The following is an 11,819-nucleotide window of genomic DNA, read 5'->3' on the forward strand; positions in this document are numbered from 1 at the left end:
TATCTTTATGGCGTTATTTTTGCTATATTTACTATAGAAATTAAAACTTAAAAAAGAAATCATGTTAGGATATTATATAATTATTGGGGCCATTGCTTTAGTAAGCTGGTTGGTGAGTAACAAGCTTAAAAGTAAGTTTGAAAAGTACTCTAAAATACATTTACGCAACGGTATGAGTGGTGCCGAAATAGCACAAAAAATGCTTGCTGACAATGGTATTTACGATGTAGAAGTTATTTCTACACCAGGACGATTAACAGACCATTATAACCCGAAAAATAAAACGGTTAATTTAAGTGAGTCCGTATACAATCAACGAAATGCAGCTGCGGCGGCCGTTGCTGCTCACGAATGTGGGCATGCGGTGCAACATGCTCAGGCCTACAATTGGTTACAAATGCGTTCGGCTTTAGTGCCTATTGTGAGTGTAACTTCTGGTATGTCGCAGTGGCTTATTATTGGTGGACTTGTACTAGGTGGAGCCGCTGGTGTTGGATTAGGCTGGTGGGTTGCCGTTTTAGGTGTGGTTTTTATGGGCTTTGCAACCTTGTTTAGCTTTATCACTTTACCTGTAGAATACGATGCGAGTAACCGTGCTTTAGCTTGGTTAAAAAACAGACATATGTTGGCTCCAGAAGAATATGCTGGTGCCGAAGATTCTCTAAAATGGGCGGCTAGAACCTATTTAGTAGCTGCTATTGGTGCCTTAGCAAACTTGCTTTATTGGGCGCTTCAGCTTTTTGGAGGAAGAGATTAAAATACACAAATACAAAACATACATTAAAAGCTCTGAACATTTTCAGGGCTTTTTTGTTACTTTATGCCCAATTTGTTACCACATGAAACAGCCTTTAGATTATTATAAAAAACACTTAGAAATTTATCAAACCGAGGTTAAACGCCTTTTTAAACAAATGGCAAGCATTAGTTTGCTACGTTTATTGGTTTTTGTTCTTACTGGTTTTGGTGTTTATATGTTCATGGAACAATGGAAAATAGGCATAGCTATTGCTGTTTTAGGGATTGCCATATTCATCTATTTGCTGTCTAGATACACCGATGTAAAACATACCCGCGCGTTTAATAAAGCATTGGTTGCTATTAATGAAGATGAAATTAAAATCGCGTCGGGCAATTTTCATGATCGGGATCAAGGACTTCAGTTTCAATACCCCAAGCATTTTTACAGCTTAGATATCGATTTATTTGGTCGCGGTTCTTTTTATCAATTTATGAATAGAACCACAAGTCTGGAAGGGGCTAAAACACTTGCTGAGGCTTTAAAAGCGAATGATGTCTCAAATATTGAAGGGCGACAAGCAGCAATTAAAGAACTTTCGGAAAAGGCTAAATTCCGACAGTTTTATTCGGCAACTTCAAATTTGGTTCAGGTTGAAACACCAGCGAAATCTATTTTAGATTGGCTGAAAAACCATCAATTGTTTCTCAGTAAAACCATGTATTGGGTAGGGGTTGTTTTTGGAATGATCTCGCTTTTAATTCTCGTGCTTACTTTTTTTGATGCGATTACCAATAAAGCAATAATTGGCTACTGGATGTTTGTAGGCTTGGGGGTTTCAAGTATTTACTTAAAAAAAGTAAATGTGTTGGCTTCAAACAGCGATAAGGTTCGCGATACGTTTAGGCAGTATGCGACCTTATTGGATTTAATTGAAAAGGAAACCTTTACGTCTGTATTGTTGGAAGAAAAACAAAAAATGATTCAATTTGAAGATGAAAAAGCTTCGACTATTTTCAGGTCTTTTTCAAAATCATTGGATGCTTTAGATAACCGAAACAACCTTATAGGTGCTATTTTTGGCAACGGTTTATTTCTAACCGATATTAAAAACTCTTATAAGGTAGAGCAGTGGATGGCACAATACGGTGAAAAAGTAGTCGATTGGTTTGAGGTGGTTGCCTTTTTTGATGCTTATAACAGTTTTGGTACATATGCGTTTAATCATGCTGAATTTGTGTTTCCAGAAATTGTTAAAAACGGACCTGTTATAAAAGCCGAAGGATTAGGGCACCCGTTATTGAATAAAGCTAAACGCGTAGACAGCGATGTCATCATAGAAAACGAAGAATTCTTTATTGTTACTGGAGCAAACATGGCAGGCAAAAGTACTTTTTTACGAACCGTGTCATTGCACATTGTTATGGCAAATGCAGGATTACCAATTTGCGCCAAAAAGAGTCAATATGCACCTGTAAAACTCATTACGAGTATGCGTACCACAGATTCTTTAGCAGACGAAAGCTCATATTTCTTTTCAGAATTAACACGATTAAAATTCATAGTCGATGCCATTCAACAAGAACCGTATTTTATCATTCTCGATGAAATTTTAAAAGGCACGAACAGCACCGATAAAGCCATTGGCTCGAAAAAATTTGTTGAAAAACTCGTGGCTTCAAACGCAACAGGCATTATAGCAACACACGATTTAAGTTTGTGTGAGATGGAAAAGGAACTTAAAGAGGTTAAAAACTACTATTTTGATGCCGAGATTATCCATGATGAATTGTATTTTGACTATACGCTAAAACATGGTGTTTGTAAAAACATGAATGCGTCTTTCCTCTTAAAGAAAATGGAAATCGTTTAGCTGAAATTCACTTTGTATAGAAGGCAAATTTCCCAAAGGAAGTTTTTATCTTTACCATTATGCAAGACCAATTTAAAGTAAGTTGGATGCAAACCGATTTGGTTTGGGAAAATCCGCAACAAAATAGAGTAGCGTTTAGCAAGCATTTTGAAAGCCTTTCAAATGATACAGATCTTGTTATTTTACCTGAAATGTTCTCCACAGGATTTACAATGCATGCTGCTGAAGTCGCCGAAACCATGGAAAGCGAAACTGTTTCGTGGTTAAAGCACATGGCTTTAACTTACAACACGGCGATTACGGGGAGTTTGGTGATTTCCGAAGATGATAACTTTTACAACCGCTTACTTTTTGTAGAGCCTTCTGGGAAAATCACGTACTACAATAAACGACACACTTTTACTTTGGTAGGTGAAGAGAAAACTTATACAGCAGGCGCAAAAAAAATTATTGTAGATTATAAAGGCTGGAAAATTTGTCCGCTAATATGCTACGACTTACGTTTTCCGGTTTGGGCACGTAACACCGATGATTACGATCTTTTAATTTATGTAGCCAATTGGCCAAAGCCACGAATTTTAGCCTGGGATACCTTGTTAAAAGCTCGAGCCATAGAAAACATGAGTTATTGTATAGGTGTGAATCGCGTTGGTGTAGATGGGGTCAATGCTGTGTATTCAGGACACTCTGCTGCTTATGATGTTCTCGGGAATTTAATTTCCGAACTAAGACCAAATGAAGTATCGGTAGAGACTGTTACTCTAGAAAAACGTCATATTGAAGCTTACCGCAATAAGTTCAAGTTTTTAAACGATCGGGATCGGTTTACTATACTTTAGTTTTGTGATGCATTGCTACCGCAATTTAGCGCTCCCGCCAGTTTTCAACTGGTGGTTTTACACTCAATCGCGCGGCTATTTAAATTCCAGCGTTTCTTCAATCCCCCAGTCGGCTCGAATTTCAACATCTTTAAAATGACTTATTTTCTCAGGTTGGCGTTTTTCTAAATAGCTTCCTGTGTCGTATTTCTGGTTGCCATTGGCATCGTGTATAACCCTAATGGCATATACAGCCGGATTAAGGTCTAAGAAATCTACAGGTTTTTGTTCGGTAACATAAGATTCGTATTTTAATTTGCCGTCTTTATCCGTAAGCTGAATAATAATTGGAAATGTTGCGTTTGCTAAAGTGAAGCGTACGTAACCATAATCGGAACTTTTTTTGGTTTTTACCGCAACATTCAGCGTGTCATTTTTGTAATCGAAAATATCGACAAAAGCTTCAGGGAGAATTTGCATCTTATAAAGGTTATCTTCGGTTTTATCGAAATTGAAATCGTAAGTATTGGTTAGTGTGTCAAATTTAGTATCAAACGAAATAGCTATTGAATCTTTATCCATTAAAGATATTTTTGAAGCATCAAATTTTACAAATGGTGTGTTTGCTGTTAATTGCAACGGTTCTTTTAGTCCTATGCTGTTTCCTGTAAGGATGTCTACTGTTAAGGAATCTCTTTTTTGCTCACTAATACGTACTGTGAAATCTTTTTCAAAATCATCTTTTTGGACTTTAAAAAGTAAGGAGTCGACTTTCATTCTTGGAGTGTACCAGTACATTAATGAGTCTGTTTTTGGATCTTTTGTGATGCGGTAGTTAAAATCCTCTGGTGTTTCGGATAGCATTTTTATTTTCATGCCTTTATAATCGCCTTCATAGCCAAAAACAATTTTTTCTCCAGAAATGAGCTTTGGTCTGGTGGCGTTAAAAGTAGCCTCTTCCTTAAACAGTTTTAGGGTGTATGTCGAATCGGTAGGTACATTAATAAAACTATTATGAAATGCAATTTGATCGGACTTTTGCTGAAATTTATTATCGCCATTGCCATCGTTTAAGGCTATCAATAAATATTTTCCAGGCTTCACATTTTCAATGGCAAAAGTGGTAACACTATCTAAAGTATTGGTAATATATTTGGGTTTTTCTTTAAAAATGATCGAGTCGGTAAATGTGGAATCTACTTCATAAAGCCCTACATTAATAAAGGTTTCAGGTTTTTTCTTCATGGCATCAACAATGCTTCCTGTTACTTTTAGAGAATCGATGTAACTGCCTGTTGATAAAACATAACGGTAGTATGGGTACGGATTGCCTTCATTATTATCGGTAATACTATTGCCAAAGTTGAAGGCGTATGTGGTATTGGGGGCTAGTGTATCGTTTATTTTGATAACCACCTTTTTACTGGCACCACCCAACGGACTTATGTCGGGTTGGTATTCCATGGGCGGTGAAATAATTAATTGCTTTTGGAGGTCCTTAATTTTGATATACTCATCGAAAGTAATTTCAATTTCATTGCCTTCAAAATTGGTTGAATAATTTTCAGGATTAGATTTGATAATCACCGGTGGTAATTCGTCCTTAGGCCCGCCACCAGGAGTGCCTCGGTTGGCACAATTGATACATACAGAGGTGATTAAAAGGACTAGAGCAAAATTAAAAAGCGTCTTTTTCATTAAAGAATCAAAATTTTTACAAACCTACATAATTTTAAAGATATATTAGGTAGTCTGTTAGGCTATAGCCATGGTAGCGATACTTATTTTTATATTATTTGCTAAATTTAAAACCGATGCACAGGATTCTAAGGTCGCGCCCGTAGTTATAAGGTCATCGACTATTAAAATGTGCTTTCCCGTTATGGGATCTGGGTTTGTTAAGGTAAATTGTTCGGTGTTATTTTGCCAACGCGCCAATCGTTTTTTGTGTACTTGCGATCTGGATGTTGTAACTTTTAGTAGAATATCATCTCTATATTCGGCATGTAAGGCTTTAGCAATCTGTTTCCCAAATTTAGCAACCTGGTTGTAGCCACGGGTTTTTAATTTATTTCGGTGAAGTGGCACCGGAATAACCAAATCGATGTCCTTATAGTCTTTAATGTCTTGTAATTCGGCGCCCAACCAGTTTCCTAAAAAAGCACCTATTTCTTCCTGGTTTTTATATTTTAAATTATGAATGAGTTGTTGTACGTTACTTTTCTTTTCAAACCTAAAAAGAGCGGTAGCATGTTCAATTTTCGTTCTGCCATACAGTACTTTCTTGACGCTTTCGTCGTTGGTGAAATGAAAATTGGTTACTGGTAAATCGTGACGGCAATCTAGACAAATCATTTCAACACGGTCGTTTAAAGCCTTTAAACAGGCGCAGCACACTCTAGGGAAAAATAAGTCGATTATAGCTTGAAACATGTATGTGAAAAATCTTACTCGTAAACATAGTTAAAAAATGGCGCTTTTTAGGGTTATTTTGTTTCAAAAAATCTTTATTAAACAGGCTATTAGTTTACTGCGGTTTTTTATTTTTGCAGGATGGCAAATCAAGATGATCAATTTAAAAAAGTAATCTCTCACGCAAAAGAGTATGGTTACGTGTTCCAAAGTAGCGAGATCTACGACGGACTAAGTGCAGTTTACGACTATGCTCAAAATGGTGTTGAGCTTAAGAAAAATATTCGCGACTATTGGTGGAAAGCCATGGTGCAAATGCATGACAATATTGTAGGTTTAGATGCTGCAATATTTATGCACCCAACCACCTGGAAGGCCTCTGGTCACGTTGATGCGTTTAACGATCCTTTAATTGATAATAAAGATTCGAAAAAACGCTATAGAGCCGATGTTTTAATTGAAGACTATTGTGCTAAAATAGAAGCTAAAATAGATAAAGAAGTAACCAAGGCAGCTAAGCGTTTTGGTGATGCTTTTAATAAAGAAGAGTTTGTTTCTACGAACCCTCGTGTTTTAGGATACCAAGAAAAAATAAATACCACACTTTCACGTATGGCCAAATCTCTTGAAAATGAAGATTTAGCCGATGTAAAAGCCCTAATTGAAGAATTAGAAATTGCTTGTCCGTTATCCGGAAGTAAAAACTGGACCGACGTTAAGCAGTTTAACTTAATGTTTGGAACAAAACTTGGCGCTTCCGCGGAAAGTGCTATGGACCTATATTTAAGACCAGAAACGGCACAAGGTATTTTTGTGAACTTCCTAAATGTTCAGAAAACAGGACGTATGAAGATTCCTTTCGGAATTGCTCAAACAGGAAAAGCCTTTAGAAATGAAATTGTTGCAAGACAGTTTATTTTTAGAATGCGTGAGTTTGAACAAATGGAAATGCAATTTTTTATTAAGCCTGGCACTCAAAAAGAGTGGTATGAGCACTGGAAAGAAACACGTTTAAAATGGCACCTGTCTTTAGGTATGGGTGAAGATAATTACCGTTTCCACGATCATGAGAAATTAGCTCATTACGCTGATGCGGCTGCCGATATCGAATTTAAATTCCCATTCGGATTTAAAGAATTAGAAGGCATTCACTCAAGAACTGACTTCGATTTATCGCAACATGAAAAATTCTCTGGTAAAAAATTACAATATTTCGATCCGGAAGAAAACAAAAGCTATGTGCCTTACGTATTAGAAACTTCTATTGGATTAGACCGTATGTTTTTAGCAGTATTCTCAAACGCTTTACAAGAAGAAGCATTAGAGAATGGCACCACAAGAACGGTTTTAAAATTACCAAGTGTATTAGCACCAGTTAAAGCAGCGATTTTACCTTTAGTTAAAAAAGATGGTTTACCTGAGATTGCCAAAGAAATTATTGAAGACTTAAAGTGGGATTTCAATGTGGTTTATGATGAAAAGGATGCTGTAGGTAGACGTTATAGAAGACAAGATGCCAACGGTACGCCATTCTGTATCACCGTAGATCATGATACTTTAGAAGATCAATCGGTTACTATTCGTCATAGAGATTCGATGGAGCAGGAACGCGTGAAAATTTCAGATTTAAGAAACATCATTAAAGAGGCAGTAGATATGCGTTCTTGGTTGATGAAAATGAAATAATCTATAACAAAATAGATGCAAAAAAAAAGAGGCTTTTTAAAAGGCCTCTTTTTTTTATACTAGTATTTGTCTGTCTATTTGTTGATCTAGAGATATGAGCGATTCTGTTCTTAAAACGCCTTCAATAGATTGAATGTTTTTATTAAGGAGATGCATTAAATGCTCATTATCAATCGATAGTAATTTGATAAATAAATTGTAATTACCAGTAGTAAAATGGCATTCCAAAACTTCTGGAAAACGCCTTAATGCTTTTACTACGTCATCTGTATTTGCTGCTTTATCCAGATACACCCCTACGAAAGCCATAGTGGAATACCCCAATACCTTAGGGTTAATAACAAATTTTGATCCAGATAAAAGTTTTGATTTTTCAAGTTTTTTTAATCGCTGATGTATGGCTGCTCCAGAAATCCCTACATTTCTGGCTATTTCAAGTATAGGCGTTCTGGCGTCTTCCGTCAATACGCGCAGAATTTTTTTGTCTATACCATCAATGGCTATAGTTTTTGGTTTTGTGTTCATTTGGTTATAGTTTAAAGCATAAATGTAAACATTTGATTTTAAATTGAAACTTTTTTTTAAGGCTAACGGTGAGAGTGGAATGTGTGTTGTTGTCTAACTAATTGATTTACAATAGGTATTAACTTTTATTTTAAAATGTTAAAAAAATCAATCTAAATTAGGGAAGCTTTAAATTTTGGTTAAATTGTTTTTTTTAACAAGATTATTCCTAATAAAATTTTTCATTTTCATTAAAAATGATCTTAAAATCTTGTAGTTCTTTCAGTATCGGGGTGTAAATTGATTTTGCTGTAGGTATTTGTACGCCAGCACTTGTTATTTTTTTGTTTAAAATGGCACAAGTGGCTATCGCAATGGGAAGTCCTACCGTTTTTGCCATGGCTGTGTAGGTGCTGTCTTCTCCTGTAACAATTAAATGGCTATGCAATTCGTGCTTTTTATTATTATTCTTATAACCAATCTTGTGATACATAACAAGCATGTCTTTGTCTGTTTTTTCTAAAGACCAAGAATTCGTTAATATTTTTTCAAGCATTTGTGCCGGAGTTGCGTTGGTAATACCGCAATAACAGCTGTTACTAAAAAGATCTAGGCAATCTAGTTTTTCCCAGATATGATGATGGTTATCTATAAGTAATACGTCCTTTAATTTTGATTCAACCGATTTGTTTGGGTGGTATGGCAGAAAAGCGTTTAAGAAATCACGATGACTTAAAAACTCGCTACCTGTCATGGTGTAGCTATTGTCGGTCATGCCTAGAGTGACAAAAACGTGCCAAGCTTCACAAAACCCCTTTCGTCGAATAGTGCCTCGTAAAAGCGTTTTAATCTGATCCAACTTATATAGGTCTTTATATTGTAACGAATCCCTATTGGCGTATACTTCAAATTCACCGTAAGGTTTTATATTAAGAGGTTGTACCCGCTTAAAAAGTTGGTTGTAGTGTATGTATTTATAGCTACCTTCCTTTAAATATTTTGCAGTTCCGTACTGTCCTGCGAGTACGACATTTCTGGGATTCCATGTAAACTTATAACGCCAAGGGTTGTTGTCGCTCTCAGGTGCGATTAAACCTCCTGCATACGATTCAAAGGCAAATATTTCACTTCCATTTTCTCGTAGGCGATCAAGTATCTGCATGGCGCTCATGTGATCTAGACCTGGATCGACACCAATTTCATTTAGAAAAACAAGGTTTTTAGCCCGTACATCTAAATCTAAGGCCTGCATTTCGGGACTCACATAAGAGGCAGTAACCATATGTTTGTTAGCTTTTAAGCAGTCTTTAGCAATCTCAATATGAAGGTGGGCAGGAAGCATGGAAATGACGATATCGGCTTTTTTTATCAAATCAAATCGGGAAATGGCATCGAAAATATCAAGTTTAACAGCTTGTGCTCGGGTGTTGTTATTAATTAAACTTTGGGCGTTTTCAGTATGTAGATCGGCAACTGTAATGAATAAGTTTTCCAAAAATGCATGGTCACATAAATACTTTAAGAGGTAAGAGGTCGATTTTCCGGAGCCAATCACTAAAATCTGTCTCATATTAATTTATGTTTAGGTAATTTTGTGACACGCGACCATTTGTATAGAAGCGGTTTGTTACTAAAATATGAATATTAAAAATAATTATAAACTATATTGTGAGATAAATGAATAAACGACTGTTAATTACCGGAGCTGTTTTAGGAATGCTCAGTATTGTTTTTGGTGCTTTTGGCGCTCATGGATTAAAGACTTTGATTGCAGAATCATCAATTCAAACTTTTGAAACTGGTGTGCGTTACCAAATGTATCATGCCTTTTTATTGCTTATTGTTGGAGGAACAAATTTTGTGAGCCTCAAAGCTAAAAAAAGTGTCTATTGGTTGGTTTTAGTTGGGGTGATTCTTTTCTCCGGATCAATTTATGGTTTATCTACAAACACCTTAACATCATTTGATTTTAAAATTATAGGGTTTGTTACACCAATTGGGGGCTTGTTGTTAATTTTGGCTTGGGGTTTTGCGGTTGTGAATTTGATAAAAAACAAGTCTAAAATTGGTGATAATTAAATTTTATGTAAATAAAATATATTAATTTTACGGAATAAATAATTTAAGGCAGATATGGAAAGTGAAAATCAGGTTATAAAAACTATTTCGTTAGATCAATATGGTATTAAAAACACTAAAATTAATTATCAATTATCTCCAGAAGCGCTACAGGCGATAGCTATTGAAAAAGGACAAGGTGTTGAGGCCGATTCTGGAGCATTGGCTATAAAAACAGGTGAGTTTACTGGGCGTTCGCCTCAAGATCGCTTCATAGTAAAGGACGATGTGACTAAAGATCGCATTTGGTGGGGTAAAGTAAATATTCCTTTTGAACCTGAAAAGTTTGATAAACTCTATAATAAAGTGGTCGATTATTTATCGAATAAAGAAGTTTATGTGCGAGATAGCTACGCTTGCGCGGATGAAAATTATAAGTTGAATATTCGTGTCATTAATGAATATCCTTGGAGCAACCAGTTTGCTTATAATATGTTTTTGCGTCCAACGGAAGCCGAGTTGAATCATTTTAATCCGGAGTGGATTATTGTTAATGCTCCAGGCTTTATGGCCGACCCTGAAGTGGATGGAACCAGGCAGCATAATTTTGCGATTTTAGATTTTACTAAAAAAATAGCCTTAATAGGAGGTACAGGTTATACTGGTGAGATTAAAAAAGGTATTTTTTCTGCCTTGAATTTTATTTTACCTGTTTTTAAAGAAACCATGCCTATGCACTGTAGTGCAAATGTTGGTAAATCGGGCGATACCGCTGTGTTTTTTGGTTTGTCTGGTACTGGTAAAACAACACTTTCAACCGATCCGAATCGAAGTTTAATAGGTGATGATGAACATGGTTGGACTAAAGAAAATACCATTTTTAATTTTGAAGGTGGGTGCTATGCTAAAGTCATTAACTTGTCTAGAGATCAGGAGCCTGAAATTTTTGATGCCATTAAAAAAGGTGCCATTTTAGAAAATGTTGTTTTAGATGACAGCGGTAAAGTCGATTTTGCCGATACGTCCATCACTCAAAATACCAGAGTGAGTTACCCGATTCATCATATTGAAAACATACAAGTGCCGTCTATAGGTAGAAACCCTAAAAATATATTCTTTTTAACGGCTGATGCCTTTGGGGTAATTCCGCCCATTTCAAAATTAACTCCAAGTCAAGCGGCGTATCATTTTATTTCTGGTTACACGGCAAAAGTAGCCGGGACTGAAGCCGGTGTTGTAGAGCCGGTACCTTCATTTTCAGCTTGTTTTGGTGCCCCATTTATGCCTTTACATCCTGCTAAATACGCCCAAATGCTAAGTGATAAAATGACCGATGCTGGTGTTAATGTATGGTTGGTTAATACGGGTTGGACTGGTGGGCCTTATGGAGTGGGAACCCGTATGAAATTAAAATATACACGCGCCATGATTAATGCTGTGCTTAATGGTGATTTAGGCCTGTATAACTACGACGATTATCATATTCATTCGGTTTTTGGAGTGGCGCAACCTAGAAGTTGTCCAGGTGTCCCAACCGATGTGTTAAGTCCTAGAGCCACATGGAACGACGATGAAGCTTATTATACAACGGCTTTTAAATTAACGAATGCGTTTCGTGAGAATTTTAAAAAATTTGAGGACTACTGTACAGAAGAAATAAGACGCGGTGGGCCGCAACGTTATGCTTTTTAAATTAAAATATAGCTTACTAAAAAGGGGATGATTTTTT

General features: G+C 36.2%; 10 protein-coding genes. 6 read left to right on the forward strand and 4 right to left on the reverse strand.

Annotated features, from left to right (window positions below; translation table 11 throughout):
• Window positions 1–61: 61 nt before the first annotated feature.
• From C1A40_RS09230 to C1A40_RS09240, 3 genes are all read left to right on the forward strand, one after another.
• The gene (locus C1A40_RS09230) at window positions 62–757 is read left to right on the forward strand and encodes a zinc metallopeptidase (RefSeq protein ID WP_102995647.1); all 696 of its coding nucleotides are present in this window, start codon (window positions 62–64) and stop codon (window positions 755–757) included.
• Between the two features lie 82 nt (window positions 758–839).
• Window positions 840–2,612, forward strand: a complete 1,773-nt coding sequence (locus C1A40_RS09235) for a MutS-related protein (protein WP_102995648.1) — start codon at window positions 840–842, stop codon at window positions 2,610–2,612.
• Between the two features lie 59 nt (window positions 2,613–2,671).
• Window positions 2,672–3,451: an amidohydrolase gene (locus tag C1A40_RS09240; RefSeq protein ID WP_102995649.1), complete on the forward strand. Its 780-nt coding sequence runs from the start codon at window positions 2,672–2,674 to the stop codon at window positions 3,449–3,451.
• Window positions 3,452–3,526: 75 nt separating this feature from the next.
• On the opposite strand, the gene C1A40_RS09245 is transcribed toward C1A40_RS09240, so the two are convergent.
• Window positions 3,527–5,128, reverse strand: coding sequence for an Ig-like domain-containing domain (locus C1A40_RS09245; protein WP_102995650.1), 1,602 nt, complete (start codon window positions 5,126–5,128; stop codon window positions 3,527–3,529).
• A gap of 57 nt (window positions 5,129–5,185) precedes the next feature.
• Window positions 5,186–5,863 carry a ComF family protein gene (locus tag C1A40_RS09250; RefSeq protein ID WP_102995651.1) on the reverse strand — a complete coding sequence of 226 codons (678 nt, stop codon included), beginning with the start codon at window positions 5,861–5,863 and terminating at the stop codon, window positions 5,186–5,188.
• A 120-nt stretch (window positions 5,864–5,983) separates the two neighbouring features.
• On the opposite strand from C1A40_RS09250, the gene C1A40_RS09255 reads away from it, so the two are divergent.
• A complete protein-coding gene (locus tag C1A40_RS09255) occupies window positions 5,984–7,528 on the forward strand; it encodes a glycine--tRNA ligase (protein WP_102995652.1) in 1,545 nt (514 codons plus the stop codon).
• 54 nt (window positions 7,529–7,582) lie between these two features.
• On the opposite strand, the gene C1A40_RS09260 is transcribed toward C1A40_RS09255, so the two are convergent.
• Together C1A40_RS09260 and C1A40_RS09265 are read right to left on the reverse strand one after the other, a co-directional pair.
• Complete coding sequence (locus C1A40_RS09260) at window positions 7,583–8,053, reverse strand: Lrp/AsnC ligand binding domain-containing protein (protein ID WP_067144832.1); 471 nt, start codon at window positions 8,051–8,053, stop codon at window positions 7,583–7,585.
• A gap of 208 nt (window positions 8,054–8,261) precedes the next feature.
• Window positions 8,262–9,602 carry a saccharopine dehydrogenase family protein gene (locus C1A40_RS09265; RefSeq protein WP_102995653.1) on the reverse strand — a complete coding sequence of 447 codons (1,341 nt, stop codon included), beginning with the start codon at window positions 9,600–9,602 and terminating at the stop codon, window positions 8,262–8,264.
• Between the two features lie 107 nt (window positions 9,603–9,709).
• Here C1A40_RS09265 and C1A40_RS09270 point away from each other — a divergent pair, with 107 nt between their 5' ends.
• Together C1A40_RS09270 and pckA are read left to right on the forward strand one after the other, a co-directional pair.
• Window positions 9,710–10,111 carry a DUF423 domain-containing protein gene (locus C1A40_RS09270; protein WP_102995654.1) on the forward strand — a complete coding sequence of 134 codons (402 nt, stop codon included), beginning with the start codon at window positions 9,710–9,712 and terminating at the stop codon, window positions 10,109–10,111.
• A 54-nt stretch (window positions 10,112–10,165) separates the two neighbouring features.
• Window positions 10,166–11,782: a phosphoenolpyruvate carboxykinase (ATP) gene (gene pckA / locus C1A40_RS09275; RefSeq protein WP_102995655.1), complete on the forward strand. Its 1,617-nt coding sequence runs from the start codon at window positions 10,166–10,168 to the stop codon at window positions 11,780–11,782.
• The last annotated feature ends 37 nt before the right edge of the window (window positions 11,783–11,819 follow it).

This window comes from Tamlana carrageenivorans (assembly GCF_002893765.1).
Lineage (GTDB): Bacteria > Bacteroidota > Bacteroidia > Flavobacteriales > Flavobacteriaceae > Pseudotamlana > Pseudotamlana carrageenivorans.